This window comes from Rhodococcus sp. 24CO (genome assembly GCF_050586165.1).
Taxonomy (GTDB): Bacteria; Actinomycetota; Actinomycetes; order Mycobacteriales; family Mycobacteriaceae; genus Rhodococcus_F.
Map to the genome: position 1 here is coordinate 594,486 of NZ_JAZFNF010000002.1, position 15,415 is coordinate 609,900.

General features: G+C 62.2%; 16 protein-coding genes. 9 read left to right on the forward strand and 7 right to left on the reverse strand.

Annotation, left to right across the window (positions count from 1 at the left end):
* Window positions 1-9 precede the first annotated feature (9 nt).
* On the reverse strand, window positions 10-948 hold the full coding sequence (locus V2B23_RS07055) for a 3-oxoacyl-ACP reductase (protein ID WP_033233249.1): 939 nt from the start codon (window positions 946-948) through the stop codon (window positions 10-12).
* A 258-nt stretch (window positions 949-1,206) separates the two neighbouring features.
* On the opposite strand from V2B23_RS07055, the gene V2B23_RS07060 reads away from it, so the two are divergent.
* Window positions 1,207-1,359 (forward strand): hypothetical protein, encoded by a 153-nt coding sequence (locus tag V2B23_RS07060; protein ID WP_430949688.1) that lies wholly within the window; start codon window positions 1,207-1,209, stop codon window positions 1,357-1,359.
* Between the two features lie 70 nt (window positions 1,360-1,429).
* The gene (locus V2B23_RS07065) at window positions 1,430-3,013 is read left to right on the forward strand and encodes an acyl-CoA synthetase (RefSeq protein ID WP_430949689.1); all 1,584 of its coding nucleotides are present in this window, start codon (window positions 1,430-1,432) and stop codon (window positions 3,011-3,013) included.
* Between the two features lie 64 nt (window positions 3,014-3,077).
* On the opposite strand, the gene V2B23_RS07070 is transcribed toward V2B23_RS07065, so the two are convergent.
* Entirely contained in the window at window positions 3,078-3,587 is a 510-nt protein-coding gene (locus V2B23_RS07070; RefSeq protein WP_430949690.1) for a nuclear transport factor 2 family protein, read from the reverse strand.
* 31 nt (window positions 3,588-3,618) lie between these two features.
* Window positions 3,619-4,488, reverse strand: coding sequence for a TIGR03619 family F420-dependent LLM class oxidoreductase (locus tag V2B23_RS07075; protein WP_430949691.1), 870 nt, complete (start codon window positions 4,486-4,488; stop codon window positions 3,619-3,621).
* A gap of 138 nt (window positions 4,489-4,626) precedes the next feature.
* Between V2B23_RS07075 and V2B23_RS07080 the strand changes: the two genes are divergently transcribed.
* The 4 genes from V2B23_RS07080 (at window position 4,627) to bphC (ending at window position 8,912) form a co-directional block, all read left to right on the forward strand.
* A complete protein-coding gene (locus V2B23_RS07080) occupies window positions 4,627-5,535 on the forward strand; it encodes an IclR family transcriptional regulator (RefSeq protein ID WP_430949692.1) in 909 nt (302 codons plus the stop codon).
* 76 nt (window positions 5,536-5,611) lie between these two features.
* Window positions 5,612-6,472: an alpha/beta fold hydrolase gene (locus V2B23_RS07085; protein WP_430949693.1), complete on the forward strand. Its 861-nt coding sequence runs from the start codon at window positions 5,612-5,614 to the stop codon at window positions 6,470-6,472.
* 305 nt (window positions 6,473-6,777) lie between these two features.
* Window positions 6,778-7,956: an acyl-CoA dehydrogenase family protein gene (locus tag V2B23_RS07090; RefSeq protein WP_033233236.1), complete on the forward strand. Its 1,179-nt coding sequence runs from the start codon at window positions 6,778-6,780 to the stop codon at window positions 7,954-7,956.
* Window positions 7,957-7,991: 35 nt separating this feature from the next.
* A complete protein-coding gene (gene bphC, locus V2B23_RS07095) occupies window positions 7,992-8,912 on the forward strand; it encodes a biphenyl-2,3-diol 1,2-dioxygenase (RefSeq protein ID WP_172936975.1) in 921 nt (306 codons plus the stop codon).
* Between the two features lie 61 nt (window positions 8,913-8,973).
* Here the strand turns inward: bphC and V2B23_RS07100 are convergent, their stop codons facing one another.
* The 3 genes from V2B23_RS07100 to V2B23_RS07110 all read right to left on the reverse strand — a co-directional run bounded on the left by V2B23_RS07100 (window position 8,974) and on the right by V2B23_RS07110 (window position 11,845).
* Window positions 8,974-10,287 (reverse strand): bifunctional o-acetylhomoserine/o-acetylserine sulfhydrylase, encoded by a 1,314-nt coding sequence (locus tag V2B23_RS07100; protein WP_430949694.1) that lies wholly within the window; start codon window positions 10,285-10,287, stop codon window positions 8,974-8,976.
* A 37-nt stretch (window positions 10,288-10,324) separates the two neighbouring features.
* A complete protein-coding gene (locus V2B23_RS07105; RefSeq protein ID WP_430949695.1) occupies window positions 10,325-10,840 on the reverse strand; it encodes an OsmC family protein in 516 nt (171 codons plus the stop codon).
* A gap of 243 nt (window positions 10,841-11,083) precedes the next feature.
* Window positions 11,084-11,845 (reverse strand): enoyl-CoA hydratase-related protein, encoded by a 762-nt coding sequence (locus tag V2B23_RS07110; protein ID WP_430949696.1) that lies wholly within the window; start codon window positions 11,843-11,845, stop codon window positions 11,084-11,086.
* Between the two features lie 72 nt (window positions 11,846-11,917).
* Here V2B23_RS07110 and V2B23_RS07115 point away from each other — a divergent pair, with 72 nt between their 5' ends.
* Entirely contained in the window at window positions 11,918-12,526 is a 609-nt protein-coding gene (locus V2B23_RS07115; RefSeq protein ID WP_430949697.1) for a TetR/AcrR family transcriptional regulator, read from the forward strand.
* Here V2B23_RS07115 and V2B23_RS07120 read toward each other — a convergent pair.
* Window positions 12,523-13,230 (reverse strand): TetR/AcrR family transcriptional regulator, encoded by a 708-nt coding sequence (locus tag V2B23_RS07120; protein ID WP_430949698.1) that lies wholly within the window; start codon window positions 13,228-13,230, stop codon window positions 12,523-12,525. The genes V2B23_RS07115 and V2B23_RS07120 overlap by 4 nt on opposite strands.
* 189 nt (window positions 13,231-13,419) lie before the next feature.
* Here V2B23_RS07120 and V2B23_RS07125 point away from each other — a divergent pair, with 189 nt between their 5' ends.
* On the forward strand, window positions 13,420-14,223 hold the full coding sequence (locus V2B23_RS07125; protein WP_116102732.1) for an SDR family NAD(P)-dependent oxidoreductase: 804 nt from the start codon (window positions 13,420-13,422) through the stop codon (window positions 14,221-14,223).
* A gap of 50 nt (window positions 14,224-14,273) precedes the next feature.
* Window positions 14,274-15,395, forward strand: coding sequence for a DUF5938 domain-containing protein (locus tag V2B23_RS07130; RefSeq protein WP_430949699.1), 1,122 nt, complete (start codon window positions 14,274-14,276; stop codon window positions 15,393-15,395).
* Window positions 15,396-15,415 lie beyond the last annotated feature (20 nt).

Genomic DNA, 15,415 nt, shown 5'->3' on the forward strand with positions numbered 1-15,415 from the left:
TGATACTGCTTAGACGGTTGCAGTCTCGTCGACTGCGAGTGCGATCTTTTCGAGGCCGGCGATGCTGTAAGCGGCGTAGGTCTCGTAGGGGCCACGGCCTGAGAAGTACGACGAGAGCTGACCGCCGAGCTCCTCGACGGTGAACGCGGATCCGGCTGCGTCGAAACGGTTCTCGACCTTCGGTGCTTCCATCAGTGCCACCATCTTGCCGTAGACGACAAAGACCTGTCCGTTGATCTCGTCCGAAGCGGGTGAGGCCAGGTAGCTGACCAGCGTTGCAACACGCTCGGGTGCAAGCGGATCGAGGCCGGTGACACCGGTGTTGTTCTCGCCGAACGCATCTGCCGTCATTGCGGTCCGGGCGCGCGGGCAGATTGCGTTGCTGCGGACGCCGTAACGGGAGAGACCGGCAGCGCTCGAGAGCGTCAGAGCCGTGATGCCGGCCTTGGCTGCCGAGTAGTTGGGCTGTCCGGCGCTGCCGAAGAGGAAGGCTTCGGAGGAAGTGTTGATGATGCGACCGTAGACGGGAGCGTCAGCTGCCTTGCTTGCGGCGCGCCAGTGCACTGCAGCTGCATGGGAGGTTGCGGCGTGGCCCTTGAGGTGCACGCGAATGACGTCGTCCCAGTCGGATTCGGTCAGGTTGAAGATCATCTTGTCGCGCAGGATGCCCGCGTTGTTGACGAGGATGTCGAAGGAGCCGAAGTTCTTGACGCCTTCCTCGACGAAGCGCGCGCCGAGGGACCAGTCGGAGACGTCGCCCGTGATGGCGATGGCTTGTCCGCCTGCGGCCTTGATCTCGTCGACCACGTCATTGGCTGCGGGGCCCATGTCGTTGACGATGACGGCTGCGCCGGCTGCTGCGAGGCCGAGTGCCTCAGCGCGACCGAGTCCGGCGCCGGCGCCGGTGACTGCGGCTACTTTGCCTTCCAAGCTCAGTGATTGCGTCATGTCGTGCTCCTTCGATCCGGGTCAGAAATTAGTATTCATTCTAATTTGTTGAATCTATTTTGGCGTAACTTCGGCAAAACTAACAGAGACAAAATCAGAATTAGTTCTAGTTTTGATCAGAAATGCGAGCCAGAACACTGCAGTCCCGGTCAGTGGGAGCGGTGATGTAGGTCACGAGCTGGACATGCCACCTTGTGGCTACGCGCCGACCAGGCGCGCACGCACTTGCGTCACCGCCGATACTGCCCGGAGCAACCCATGTTCAACGACTCGCCTGCTCGGAAGCATCTACGCCTCAGCCAATCGTCCGAGATCCTCACCGCAGGATCCGCTCTGGCTGCATCGGGTGGAGCGACCGGAGGATCTGCGCAGCTCCTGGCATCGTTGTTGGGGCGTCGGATCGGCGGATGACGCACTCGAAGTACCGCTAGGTGCGGCCGGGCCGGGCCTGCCGCACCTGAAATAACGGAAGGCACCAACAGTGTCACTGAATTTGGCAGATCTGTACGAGGGCGTCACGGACTTGATCTCGGATCGCACGGCAATCGTGTGCGACGGGCGTCGACGGACTTACGCGGAACTCGACGAAGGCTCCAACCGCATCGCCCATCACCTCGCGAGTGTGGGCGTCGGCCCGGGTGATCACGTTGCTCTGCACATGCGCAACAGCATCGAATACGTCGAGAGCCTGTTGGGCTGCCTCAAGATTCGCGCAGTGCCGATCAATGTCAACTATCGCTATGTCGATGCCGAGCTGACGTACCTCTACAACGACTCCATGGCGGTCGCACTCATCGTCGACGAGGAGTTCGCCGACACCGTCGCGTCGATCCTTCCCACCACGCCCGGCATGAAGCATGTCGTCGTCGTCGGCCAAGCCGAGCTTGCCGGAGTCGACAGCATCAGTTACGACGTTGCAACGCAGGCACAGTCCGCCAAGCGGGACTTCGGACCGCGCAGCGAAGACGACCTCTTTGTCATCTACACCGGCGGCACCACGGGTATGCCCAAGGGTGTCATGTGGCGTCACGAGGATTTCTACTTCGCGGCGCTCACGGGTGGAAACCCTTTCGGCCCTCCGCATGTCAAGGCCGAAGATCTGTACGCCGCTGTGCCGCACGTCCCAGCGATGAACATGCTCAGCACCGCACCGCTGATGCACGGCGCAGCGTCCTACTCGCTGTTCACCGGATTCTTCATGGGCGCCAACGCAATTCTGATGGCGCGTTTCGACGCGAAGAAGACGCTCCAGCTTGCCGGGAGCGAAAAGGCTGTCTCCATTACCGTTGTCGGTGACGCGATGGCACGCCCCCTCGCCGACGAATTGGCTGCGAACGGCGCGGAGTACGACCTCGGTACGGTGGGCATGGTCTCTTCCGGCGGAGCGTTGTTCTCGCTCTCCTTGCGTGAGCAGTTGAAGTCGATCATTCCGAACCTGATCATCCGCGACGGTTTCGGTTCGTCCGAGTCCGGCGTCGACGGCAACCTCGAGATCGGCGCGGACGGCTTGATGCGGATCGCCGCTCGCGACGAGACGCGTGTTGTGGACGAGCGGATGCGTCCGCTCGAGCCCGGTTCACCCGAAACCGGGTACATCGCCCGTTCCGGTCACGTCCCGGTCGGATACTTCAACGATCCCGTGAAGACGGCAGCTACGTTCCCTGTCATCGACGGCGTTCGCATGTCGGTACTCGGCGACATCGGACGGGTCGAAGCCGACGGGACCATCGTGCTCTTGGGTCGTGGATCCCAGTGCATCAACACCGGTGGTGAGAAGGTGTACCCCGAAGAGGTCGAGCAGGCGATCAAGAGCCATCCTGCTGTTCTCGACGCCCTGGTCGCTGGAGTGCCGGACGACAAGTTCGGCGAGCGCGTGGCTGCAGTCATCACGACTCGTGACGGTTTCGACGTCCCGGACCTCGCCGAGATCGGTGAGCATTGCGCGTCGCAGGTCGCTCGGTACAAGGTGCCTCGCACTGTCGTGAGCGTGTCGGAGATCCGGCGTTCTCCCAGTGGCAAGGCCGATTACCGCTGGGCCAAGGCAACTTTGACGGAAGCTAACTAGTTTCGACGTCATCCAGCGCGTTTTGTGAGGGGCGCGCTGGATGACGTCAAGGCTGAGCAAAAAGCTAGTTCGCCACTCCTGCGGCCAAAAGGGCGCGGGCTTCGGGGCGGCCGTCGAGGAGCGCGTTGGTCCGCAATTCGACCTTCCAGACACCGTCGTTCTTGACCAGTTCCCACCGGTTCGCGGTGATGCGCAGGACCTTGAAGCCGGACGGGTTCTCGGGGTCCTTGATCACGAGCTGCGAGTGGCAGGTTGCGACGGCCTTGTTGCCGTCGATGCGGATGTGCGCCGGCGTCATCATGTGCGCTGCGCCGTTCATGATCCAGTTCTGATGAGAGGCACTGCGCACCATGGCGCGGAGTTCGCCGCGGCCGTGCATTGCTCCTGTGTCGACGTCGTAGACGCCGTCCTCGAGCCACAGGTTTGCGACCTCGTCGGCAGATCCGCTGTCGACGGCCGGGCTGTATGCGGTGAGCAGTTCCGTGATCGCCAACTTGTCTTCGAGCAGTTCGACTCGGGCAATCAGTGATTCGACCAGGGCAAGAGAGTTGCTCAGTGCGGTGGCGTCGGTCATCGGAATTCCTTACGTAGACGAAGTGGATCGATCAGGTGAAATCGACGCCCTCGGCGAGGGCGATGCGGTGAAGCTCTTCGAGCTGTTCACCGAAGTGATCAGCGCTCGACGCGCTGATCGACGTGCTGGCGATGGTGGCACCGGCGTCGCGGACCCGGGTGAGTGAACGGACGACTCGTTCGCGGTCGCCCAGCGGATCGAAGGCCGCGCCGGTGGACAAGACGACGTCGAAGTTCTCGGGGAGCGGCGCCGCCGCGAGCATGTCGCCGAGTTCAGAGAGGCGCAGTCCGAAGGGCACCCAACCGTCGCCGTGGGCGAGCGCTCGGCGCAATGAGCGCTTGGTGCGGCCACCGATCCACAGTGGCACGCGCGGTTGGACGGCGTGCGGCTCGACAACAAATCCCGAGTAGTCGTAGAACTCGCCGTGGTACTCCGGGAGCCGAGTGGAGAGCGAGGTGCGCAGCGCTGCGAGGGCGTCGTCGGCGCGAGCTCCACGATCGGTGAACGGAGCGTTTATGAGATCGAATTCTTCTTTTAGTGTTCCGACTCCGAGGCCGAGAACAAGTCGGCCGTTGCTGATTCGATCCAGCGTTCCGTAGCGCTTCGCGATCTCCAGTGGGTGGTGGTATCCGAGCACGAGCACTTGGGTTGCGAGCCGAATGGTGCGTGTTCGGGCTGCGAGATATCCGAGAGTTGCGAGCGGATCCCAGTAGGTTCCGCCGCGTTCTTCGGCTGTTTCCGTGGGGACTGCGATATGTTCACTGCAGGTCAGGTGGTGAAAACCGAGGCGATCGGCAGTTTCGGCGATCTGTGCAACGTCGTCGATCTCGGCCGTGGCTTCCCAGTCTGATCGGGTGCTGGGGTGCTGGATCAGTACCGGTGTGACGAGTCCGAGGTGCATCAAGTGTTTATAGCTGCGGGACACTTGTCGTGACACCGAAATTTCCGGTGATCGGGATGAAATTGCCGAATCGGCTTTCCGGATGCTGTGACCTAGGTTATAGTCACTAGAATCAATTCCAGTTTCCGGGAGGCGTCAATGACCATCGTTGAAATCAACGACACCATGACCACTGCTCAGCCGACCAACGCTCAGGCCAAAAAGGACTTGCCGCCGTCGATGGTCGAGCGAATGACGCTGATTCTCGACGCCTTCGACGGACGCGCAGCACGGCTCACCCTGGAAGAGGTGGCGTGCCGCACGCAGCTGCCGCGCTCCACCGTCCACCGCATTCTCGATCAGCTCGTCAAGCTCGACTGGGTCGATCACGCCTCGTTCGGCTACTGCCTGGGGCGGCGGGCACTCGGCCTCGGTGGCGGCGACGGTGGCCACAGCCAGATTCGTGAAGCCGCTGCGCCCCTCCTGCACGAACTGCACCTGCAGACCGGAATGGTTGTGCATCTCTCGGTGCTCGACGGCCGCGAAACCGTCTACCTCGACAAGGTCGGCGGCCGATTTGCTGCGGCACTCCCGTCGCGTGTCGGTGGCCGGGTTCTTGCCCACTCCACCGCGGGTGGCAAGGCGATGCTCGCGTGGATCGACCCCGAACGCGTCGACGCTTTGTTCGGCGCGACGCTTCCGCGCTGTACCGAGAACACCATCGCGGAGATCGGCATTCTGCATCAGGAACTCAACCGCATCCGTCAGCGTCGGGGCTTGGCCTTCGAGCGCGGTGAATCCGCTCGCGGCCTGGCGTGCGTCGCAGCCGCGATTCGTGGGCATGAGGGCCCCGTCGGCAGCATTGCATTGTGCGGCGACATGCGGACGGCTCAGCTCGAGCGAGTCGCTCCGTTGGTGGTCGACGCTGCCCGTGAGGTCTCGCGCTCGCTGTACCCCGAGCTGGGTGCGCCGCGCCGTGGCCGCAAGGCTCCTCCGATCCCGACCAACACCTTCTCGGCAGACACGATGGACCGACTTCTGGCGGCATCCACCGAGCAGTGGATCTGAGTTTTCTCGCCCTTTCTGTCTCGCTGATCGGGACGGTTCGTAGCAGCTCAGCAGCGGTGATGGCACCGTTCGGGGTATGACGACTGAACTGAGCTACGAGGACACTCTGAAAGAGCTGCAGACCGATCTCGGTGTGCTCCGGTACCACGAGGCCGGCGACGGTCCGCCGCTGGTGCTGCTGCACGGATCGGGCCCCGGAGTCACCGGCTGGCGCAACTACCGCGGCGTTCTCGCGGACTTCGCCGAGCACTTCCACTGCTACGTTCTCGAGTTCCCCGGCTTCGGCGTCAGCGACCCCGGCGACGGCCACCCGATGATGATGGCTCAGGCCTCGGTCAGCGCGTTCCTCGACGGACTCGGCCTGGGCCCCGTCCACCTGATCGGCAACTCCATGGGCGGCATCGTCGCCACCAAGGTCGCAATCGACCAACCGCACCGCGTCAACAAGCTCGTCACCATCGGCGGCATGGGCAAGAATACCTTCTCGCCCGGCCCCGGTGAAGGCATCAAGCTCCTCATGGAATTCACCGACAACCCCACCCGCGAGGGCCTGATCCGGTGGCTGCAGTCGATGGTCTTCGATCCGGCCGTGGTTACCGAGCAGCTCATCGAAGAGCGTTGGGCGCTCGCCACCGAGCCGACGACGCTCGAGATTGCGCGTCGGATGTACAGCAGCAAGGCCATGGCCGCCATGGGCGCCGCCGCTGCTGCGTCGACGGATGTTCCGTACTGGGCGCAGTTGAACAAGATCAAGGCTCCGACACTGCTCACGTGGGGTCGCGATGACCGCGTCAGTCCCGTCGACATGGCGATTCTGCCGATGCGCGATATCCCGAACGGTGAAGTGCACATCTTCCCCAGGTGCGGTCACTGGACGATGATCGAGGCCCGCGACGCCTGGGTCTCGGCCGTTCTGGCATTCCTGACCCGCCCGTAAAGGGGCCTTCGGCCCCGTGCGCCTTTCCGGCAGTTCCCGCTACCAAAAAGGCGCACAGGGGCTGCTCCCACTCACCGGGAAGCATTTCTGCACTACCGAGCCGCACCTGCCACGGTTTCACCAACAGATTTTCACCTCGCCAGATCTTTCAGGAGGACGCGATGCTCAGTGATACGCAGCGAGTTTTCCGCCGCAAGGTAGTTGGTGGGCAGGAAGACCAGTTGATCGACATCGCGCTTGGACTCGCCGCGAAGAAGTCTGCCTAGGCATTCGCCGGGTACCGAAACCAGAAAGCCGAGAAAACCATGGGACAGGTTCTAGACAACATCTCTCAGTTCGCCGACGAGATCCGCGCAGGCGGCGTCGAGGGCGACAAGATCATGCAGCTGTCGGACGGCAACGCGAAGCGTCTTCGCGATTCCGGCGTCATCCGCATGTTCCAGCCCAAGGAATTCGGTGGGCTCGAATCGCACCCGCGTGAGTTCGCCGAGACGGCAATGGCTATCGGCGCGATGGACGGCGCAACCGGCTGGGTCAGCGGCATCGTCGGCGTCCACCCGTGGGAGCTTGCATTCTTCGACAAGAAGGCACAGGAAGAGGTCTGGGGCGAGAACCCGGACACCTGGATGGCTTCCCCGTACGCACCGATGGGTGTTGCTCGTCCCGTCGACGGTGGCTACATCCTCAACGGTCGCTGGTCATTCTCCTCGGGAACGGACCACTGTGACTGGGTCATGATCGGCGCGATGGTCGGCGACGCCGAGGGCAAGCCCCTCATGCCGCCGAAGCACCTGCACGTCCTGCTGCCGCGTAGCGATTACGAAATCGACCAGGACAGCTGGAACGTCGTAGGCCTGCGAGGCACCGGTTCCAAGGACCTCATCATCAAGGATGCTTTCCTCCCCGCCTACCGCACCATCGACGCGTCCAAGGTGTACGACGGCAGCGCGTGGAAGGAAGCCGGCCGCACGGAGACCCTGTACAAGTTCCCGTTCTCCTGCATCTTCCCGCTCGGCATCACCTCCTCGTTGATCGGTATCGCCGAAGGTGCATTGGCCTGCAACATCGCCGCCCAGCGTGAGCGCGTCACAGTCAGCGGTGTCCCGATCAAGGAAGATCCGTACGTTCTCTTCGCCATCGGCGAGGCTGCCGCGGAGATCGCGGCTTCTCGCGCGGCGATCCTCGAGACGGTCGACCGTTTCTGGGACATGACCGAGAAGGGTCAGGAAGTATCGTTCGAGCTTCGTTCCATCGGCCGACGCACGCAGACGGCTGCCGCGTGGCGTGCAGTGCGCGCAGTGGACGAGATCTTCGCTCGCTCCGGCGGCGGCGCCCTCCAGCTCAGCACTCCGATGCAGCGATTCTGGCGTGACGCGCACGCGGGTCTCTCGCATGCCATCCACGTGCCCGGATCGATCTTCCACGCGTCGACCCTGACGCAGCTCGGTGGCGAGCCGCAGGGCATCCACCGCTCGATGATCTAGTCCCACAAATACTTTCGAAGCAAGGACGGTTAGGCATGACTGAAATTCGGGGCCTGGGGTATCTCAGGATCCAAACGCAGGACGTGGCTCGCTGGCGCGAGCTCGTTGTTGACGGACTCGGTCTCGCGGTCGGCAGCGGCCCGGAACCCGACGGCCTCTACCTCCGTCTGGACGAGCGTCGCTCGCGACTGATCGTCCTTCCGGGTGAGTCGGACAAGGCACTGGCAGTGGGCTGGGAAGTGCGAGATCAGTTCGCGCTTCAGCGTGTTCGCGAAGCCGTCGAGAAGGCCGGGGTCGAGGTCGAGGTTCTCTCCGAGACCGATGCCAGCTACCGCGACGCCGAGCAGGTCATCGCGTTCAACGATCCAAACGGCAACCGTGTCGAGGTCTTCTTCGGACCGGTTCTCGACCACAGCCCGTTGGTCACCCCGCACGGTGGACGCTTTGTCACCGGCGATCAGGGACTCGGCCACGTCGTGCTCCCCGTCACGCGTTTCGACGAAGCGCACACCTTCTACACCGAGGTTCTGGGCTTCCTGCCGCGCGGCTCCATTCGCCTCGGCGGCATCGACGCGCCGCCGCCGGCTCGCCGTGTCCGCTTCATGGGTGTCAACCAGCGTCACCACAGCCTGGCACTGTGCCCGGCCCCGCCGGTCGACGAGCCCGGTCTGGTGCACCTGATGATGGAGGCCGAGACCCTCGACTCTGTCGGTCAGGCACTCGATCGTGTTGCCAAGCTCGGCTTCACGATCTCCTCGACCCTCGGACGCCACACGAACGACAAGATGGTCTCGTTCTACGTGCGCGCTCCCGGCGGTTGGGACCTCGAATTCGGTTGCGAGGGAATGCTGGTCGACGAAGCGTTCTACACCGCTGAGGAAATTACAGCGGACAGTTACTGGGGCCATGACTGGTCCGCAAGCGAACCGCTTGCGGCCTTCACGCCCAAGAGCTAGTTTTTGCACAAAAAGCTCGGCCCCGACTTCGTGTCGGGGCCGAGTTTTTTGTTGTGGTTGATCAGGAAGCTGCTGCAGCCAAACCGATTTCGAGGTCGGCGAGGATGTCGTCGATACCTTCGATTCCGACTGCCAGTCGGACGAGTCCGGGAGTGACTCCGGAGGCGAGCTGCTCTTCTGGAGTGAGCTGCGAGTGCGTCGTCGATGCGGGGTGGATGACGAGTGAGCGGACGTCACCGATGTTGGCGACGTGGCTGTGCAGAGTCAGGGCGTTGACGAACTTCTTGCCGGCATCGACCCCGCCGGCCAGCTCGAACGCGACAATCGCGCCGGTGCCCTTGGGCGCCAGCTGCTTTCCGCGCTCGTGCCAGGGAGACGACGGCAGTCCGGCGTAGGCGACCGACGTAACCTCGGCGTGGCCGTCGAGGAACTCGGCGACCTTCTGCGCATTGGACACGTGGCGTTCGATACGCAGGCTCAGCGTTTCGATGCCTTGCGAGATCAGGAACGCGTTGAACGGTGCGATTGCCGAACCGAGGTCGCGCAGAAGCTGAACGCGGGCCTTGAGAGCGTAGGCGGGCGCGCCGAGGTCGGCGAAGGTGACGCCGTGGTAGCTGGGATCCGGGGTGGTGAAGTTGGTGTGGCGGCCCTGGGTCCAGTCGAAGGTTCCGCCGTCGATGATGACGCCGGCAATTGCGGTGCCGTGTCCGCCAAGGTATTTGGTGGCGGAGTGGACGACGATGTCCGCGCCGTGCTTCAGCGGCTGAATGAGGTACGGAGTTGCGACCGTGTTGTCGACGATCAGCGGGATGCCGTTCTCATGGGCAATCGCGCTGATGCCGGGGATGTCGAACACGTCGTTCTTGGGGTTGGAGATGGTTTCGCCGTAGAACGCCTTGGTGTTCGGACGGATTGCCTCACGCCAGTGATCGAGGTTGTCCGGGTCTTCGACGAAGTCGACGGTGATACCGAGCTTGGGCAGTGTGTAGTGGAAGAGGTTGTACGTGCCGCCGTACAAGCGCGGGCTGGAGACGATGTGGTCACCGGCTTCGGCGAGGTTGAGGATCGCGAAAGTCTCCGCGGCCTGGCCGGATGCAACCAGCAGCGCTGCGACTCCGCCTTCGAGGGCGGCGATGCGCTGCTCGACGGCGTCCTGCGTCGGGTTCATGATGCGGGTATAGATGTTGCCGGGTTCGGCGAGGCCGAACAGCGCGGCGGCGTGGTCGGTGCTGTCGAAGACGTAGCTCGTTGTCTGGTAGATCGGCAGTGCCCGAGCATTTGTGGCGCTGTCCGGTCCCTGTCCGGCGTGGACCTGCTTGGTTTCGAACGACCAGTTAGCGGTCGGATCGGTGTCGACGGGGGTGTTCTCGCTCATGAATTCATACTCCGTGGTGAAGGTGGGTTGATGCGGGTCAGGCGGTTTCGACGACTGTATGCACTGGGACGGGATTGCGGGTGAGATCGAGCACGGGGCAATGGGCGTCGACCGTCTCCTGCAATTCCAGGTAGCGCTCTCGCGATTCCGGGCCGGTCAGTGTGACAACAACACGAACCTCGGAAAAGCCGGGGCGGACAGCGTCGTCGAATCCGAAGAAACCGCGCACGTCGAGGTCGCCTTCAGCGCGTGCCGAGATGTCGTCGAGTCGGATGCCGAGCTTGTCTGCCCACACTCGGTAGGTCACCACCTGGCAGGACAGAAGTGACGCGAGGTAGTACTCGACCGGATTGGCGGCAGTGTTCTCGCCACCGAGGGCCGGCGGTTCGTCGACCTCGACGCTGTATTTGCCGAGCGTGACTGTGCTGGCAACGGCATCGTGGGCTTGCGCCGACGCCTTGAAGACGACGTGAGCCTTGCTGGGGTCCTTGCCGATGGCGTCAGCGTTTGCGGCGACAACGGAACTCAAGTGTGAAACGGAAGCGGTGGTCATGACAGAAAGATCCCCTGATCTGGGTGAGCATACGAATATCTTCCGCAGGCGGTGACCGCGGAAGTAGGTCCGATCAGAAGATCGGACACCCAGAGGTACAGACGTGCGCAAAATCGACATGGCGACGCCGCGTCAGCAGCGTGCGTGTCGTGTATGCGCCGAATCCCGTCACGCCAGTGACTGTAACCGCCTGGCAACCTTTCCCACCAGCCCTATAGGGAATCCGTCCCGAATGCTGGTTGCTCACGCGCGCTGGACGTTGTTCCAACGTGGCACCCGGCGGTTGGCAAATGCGTCGAGTCCCTCGGCGATGTCCGGCGATTGCAGGATGTGATCGCGCGCCGTGTCGGTGACATCCCAGCCCTGCGAATCATCTTCGGTGTACAGGGCATTCACCGACTTCAAGGTCAGGCTCACCGAGGTGGGGGAGGATTCGCAGATTTCCGACGCCATAGCCAAGGCTTCTTCGAGTGCCTTGCCCGGTTCGGTCACCGCATTGACGACGCCCAGATTCAGCGCGCGTTCGGGATCGAGTGTGCGGCCGGTTATCAAGAGTTCGCGAGCAACGTTGAGGGGAAGGGCGCGTGGCGCCCGGAACAGGGCACCCGACGTGGCGACTAACCCGCGACGGGTCTCGGGAAGGCCGAATTGTGCTGTGCGAGAGGCAACAATCAAGTCGCAGGCCAAGGCGATTTCGAATCCGCCGCCCAGTGCATATCCCTCGACTGCGGCGATCAACGGTGTGTTGCGCTGCCGCCGGATGATGCCGTATTCGCCACCGCGCGGCATGCGAAGGTCGGCGCGCTCACGGATGTCGGTGCCGGCGCAGAAGACGGTGGTTGTGCCGGTGATGATGCCGACCCACAGCTCGGGATCGTCGTCGAGGAGATCGAGTGCGGATTCGATGCCTTCGGCAGTTTCGCGGTTGATCGCGTTGCGTCGTTCTTCGCGTTCGATCCGAACGATAAGTACCTTGCCCTGGCGTTCAGTGCTTACAGTCGACATAATTGGACTGTAGTCCATCTATATTCTTCCGTACGCTGATTGCAAGGCCAAGTGCTGAGGAGGCGAGTGCGCGTGGTTGCCAAAGATATGGTTTCCAAACGTGAGCAGAACAAGCGCGACACCAACGATCGGTTGCTGTCCGCATCCCGTGTTCTCTTCTCGGCACAAGGATTTGCCAGCACTACCGTCGACGATATCGCTGAACGGGCCGAGGTTTCGCGGGCTACTTTCTTCAATTATTTCCAGGGCAAGGATGCGGTTCTCGAAGCGCTGCACAGCGACCACCTGGATCAGCTTGCGTCAATGGTGGACAGGCTGATGGGGACGCCGATGTCCACGACGGATCGAATCGTCAAGCTCTTCGAGGATTTTGCACTGCAGTCGGTGAAGCATCCGCGCTATTTGCGCATGGTGACAACGGAATTGGAACGCGACTTTGCCGCATCCGGTGCGGGAGCTGCCCATGACAAGCGGTTTCACGTGGAACTGCTGCGCGTTGTCACGGCCGGTCTCGAGGCCGGCGAAGTTCGAGCCGACTATCCACCGTTGTTCTTGGCGCAGATGATCGGTGGCGTCTACAGCACGCTGGTCAGGTTCTGGCGTCAGGATGCCGACTACGACGTGGTGGCCGAATTCGACCGCGGCGCAAGGTTTGTCGCGGAGAGTATCGCTGCCCGCTAGGCGTGAGGAGTGGGCACCACCTGTGAGAGAATCGACTGTACGGTGTCGGACAGATACGTGGCAGCGCAAGCGTCGCCGGAGAAATGGCGAAGCAGACTCTGTTGGAAGAGTCCGTCGAAAACTCCGTACATAGCGGAGGGCGTGATGGTGGGTTCGGTGTCGAGGAGTTCTGCGTAGCGGCTGACGATGCGCCAGATCATGTTTTCGAGGCTTTCATCGATTGCGGCCACATCCGCGCGGAAAGAATCCTCGAACAGGGACTGTGCCCGCAGGTCGTACCAGAGCCGGTGCATCGTCGCCTCATTGATCAGGGTCTCGGCCAAGATGGCCCCGAATCCCACTCGCAGCTCGTCGGGGGTCTGCGCGGTAGAGACTATGCCGTCGTAGCGGGTGACGCATCGCGCCTTGTAGTGGCGAACGCAGTGCGTGATGAGGTCGACTTTGTCGCTGAAGTAGTAGTGCAGGACGCCGTGGGAAAACTCGGAGTTCTGAGCGATTTCGCGCAGGCTGGTACGCGCATAGCCGAGTTCGGCGAGTGTTTGCAACGCTGCTTCGGCCAACTCGTCACGGCGATCCGAGAACTTGTCGACCTGCCGACGTGAGACCTTGTCGGCATTGCTCGGCGAGGACTTTTTAGTTGTCCCACTTGCATTCTCGACGGTGGTTGTCACGGCGTTACGTCCTGTTCGTGCGATGTGTGCCATCAGTATGACCGGCTGCTGGAAACAGTGTAGTCCCTGCTCTTTGACGATCGTGTAACAAAATCTTGACAGTCGTCAAGATTTCTCTTGACACTCGTCCAAAGTTGAATACTCTGTGACACACGCCACTTGGCAGCGTCGCTGTGAACGGTGGCATCGCGACATTCATTTCAGTCATGGAGGCAGTGAAAAATGAGCGTGTTTGATCTCGAGGGACGAAAAGCACTGGTCACGGGCGGCGCCAAGGGTCTCGGTGCCGGAATGGCAGAGGCGTTGGCAAAGGCGGGAGCGTCGGTGATGATCGGCGACGTTCTCGAGGACGAGGGCCGGGCAACCGCGGAGGCCGTCGGTTCGGGCGGAGCCAAGACCGGTTTCGTGAAGCTGGACGTCACAGACGACGCCAACTGGGCTGACGCGGTCGCAGCCACGACGGAGACCCTGGGTGGTTTCGACATCCTCGTCAACAACGCGGGCATTGAAATTTCTTCTCTGGTGGTGGACCTGGACGCGGATGACATCCGTCGGATGTGTGAGGTGAACATCCTCGGCACGGCGCTCGGCACCAAACACGGTTTGCGCAGCATGCGGCCTGGTGGGATAGCTGGTGGCGGAGGTTCCATCATCAACATCTCCTCGGTTGCGGCCACCATTCCGTTTCCCGGTATCAGTGGGTACTCGGCCACCAAGTCCGCCGTCGACCGTTTTACCCGCGTTGCTGCGACGGAGTCCGGAAAGCTCGGTTACGGCGTACGCGTGAACTGCGTCTATCCGGGACTTGTCGCGACGGAGATGGGTCTGGGTCTCGCGTCGGACATGGAGAAACTCGGTTTGTGGCCCAGTGCGGAGGCGGCCGTGGGCGACGTCATCGGGCTCACCCCGCTGGGGCGTCTCGGTGAAGTGAACGACATGGCGGACGCCGTCGTCTTCCTGTCCTCGGATGCTGCCCGCTTCATCACCGGTATCGGCCTGCCCGTTGACGGCGGAATGGGTATGTAACCCACACAGTCTTTTTCGGCTCAACCCCAACTTCGAAAGGTTCAACCAACATGTCTGACAAGAAGCCAGTTGTCGTCTACGGCGTTTCCGGGTACACGGGACGCCTCGTGTGTGAATACCTGCGAGAGTTCAACATTCCGTTCGTCGCCGCCGGCCGAGACGCCGCACGCATCCAGGAGGTGCTCGACAAGATCCCCGGCCTCGACACTGTTGATCACGAAGTGGTCGAGGTGGAGCACACGGTAGAAGCATTGACCGAGTTGTTCACCGGCGCACAGGTAGTCAGCAACATGGTCGGCCCGTTCATCAAGTTGGGTGGCACCGTGGTCGAGGCAGCGCTCAATGCCGGCTGTCACTACATGGACACCACCGGTGAGCAGGACTGGGTTCTCGACGTCCAAGAGAAGTTCGGGGACAAGTACCAGGAGAAGGGCCTGCTGCTCTCACCCGGTATTGCGCAGATGTACACGACGGGTGAGATCGCTGCCAACATCGCGCTGGAGAATCCGGGCCTCGATACCCTCGATATTCTGGTGTTGTGGAAGGGATTTCCCACGTACGCGTCCACTCAGACCATCTTCACTATCCTCAAAGCCAATTGGTACTACCTCGAGCAGAACAAGTACGTGCAGTGGGCGCCCGGTTCGACCTTCGACGTTGTTGTTCCGGGTCAGCACGAAACCGCTCTCGCTCTGCCGTGGGGCGGAACCTGCCATCCTGTGTGGTTCAAGAACGACCCGCGTGTGTCCAACGTCAAGGCTGCGGGTGGCGTGTTCGACCGGTCGGTGATGGAAGGTGTTGTTGCCACCCAGAAGATGGTGGAAGAGCAGATCAAGACGTTGCCCGCGGATCAGCAGGAGGCAGCGCTGGCAGAAATCGCCGGTTCGGTGCAGGCAGGCATGCCGCCCCGCGAAAACCCGCGCATCAACACGTCGATGGACTCGGTGTATGCGTCCGGTCCGCTCGGACGTGCTCACGTCGTCATCCACGGCAACTGCAACTACAAGCAGACGGGCCTACTGCAGGCATACGCGGCTCACTCGCTGCTGCAGCAGCCGCCCAAGCGTGCCGGGTTGGCATCGGCGTGCCAAGCCTTCGGCCACCGTGAATTGCTCGGTGCGCTGAGGAGTTTCGGATTGGTGCTGGACCCGGAAATCACCGTCAACACCTAGACCACCATTCGATTCGGCCT

Bases quoted from the DNA above. Each gene is read 5' to 3' on its own strand.
- V2B23_RS07110 (WP_430949696.1), bottom strand. From the start codon at position 11,845: ATGTCGACTGTAAGCACTGAACGCCAGGGCAAGGTACTTATCGTTCGG.
- V2B23_RS07055 (WP_033233249.1), bottom strand. From the start codon at position 948: ATGACGCAATCACTGAGCTTGGAAGGCAAAGTAGCCGCAGTCACCGGC.
- V2B23_RS07130 (WP_430949699.1), top strand. From the start codon at position 14,274: ATGTCTGACAAGAAGCCAGTTGTCGTCTACGGCGTTTCCGGGTACACG.
- V2B23_RS07100 (WP_430949694.1), bottom strand. From the start codon at position 10,287: ATGAGCGAGAACACCCCCGTCGACACCGATCCGACCGCTAACTGGTCG.
- V2B23_RS07075 (WP_430949691.1), bottom strand. From the start codon at position 4,488: ATGCACCTCGGACTCGTCACACCGGTACTGATCCAGCACCCCAGCACC.
- V2B23_RS07125 (WP_116102732.1), top strand. From the start codon at position 13,420: ATGAGCGTGTTTGATCTCGAGGGACGAAAAGCACTGGTCACGGGCGGC.
- bphC (WP_172936975.1), top strand. From the start codon at position 7,992: ATGACTGAAATTCGGGGCCTGGGGTATCTCAGGATCCAAACGCAGGAC.
- V2B23_RS07120 (WP_430949698.1), bottom strand. From the start codon at position 13,230: ATGGCACACATCGCACGAACAGGACGTAACGCCGTGACAACCACCGTC.
- V2B23_RS07090 (WP_033233236.1), top strand. From the start codon at position 6,778: ATGGGACAGGTTCTAGACAACATCTCTCAGTTCGCCGACGAGATCCGC.
- V2B23_RS07070 (WP_430949690.1), bottom strand. From the start codon at position 3,587: ATGACCGACGCCACCGCACTGAGCAACTCTCTTGCCCTGGTCGAATCA.
- V2B23_RS07060 (WP_430949688.1), top strand. From the start codon at position 1,207: ATGTTCAACGACTCGCCTGCTCGGAAGCATCTACGCCTCAGCCAATCG.
- V2B23_RS07105 (WP_430949695.1), bottom strand. From the start codon at position 10,840: ATGACCACCGCTTCCGTTTCACACTTGAGTTCCGTTGTCGCCGCAAAC.
- V2B23_RS07085 (WP_430949693.1), top strand. From the start codon at position 5,612: ATGACGACTGAACTGAGCTACGAGGACACTCTGAAAGAGCTGCAGACC.
- V2B23_RS07080 (WP_430949692.1), top strand. From the start codon at position 4,627: ATGACCATCGTTGAAATCAACGACACCATGACCACTGCTCAGCCGACC.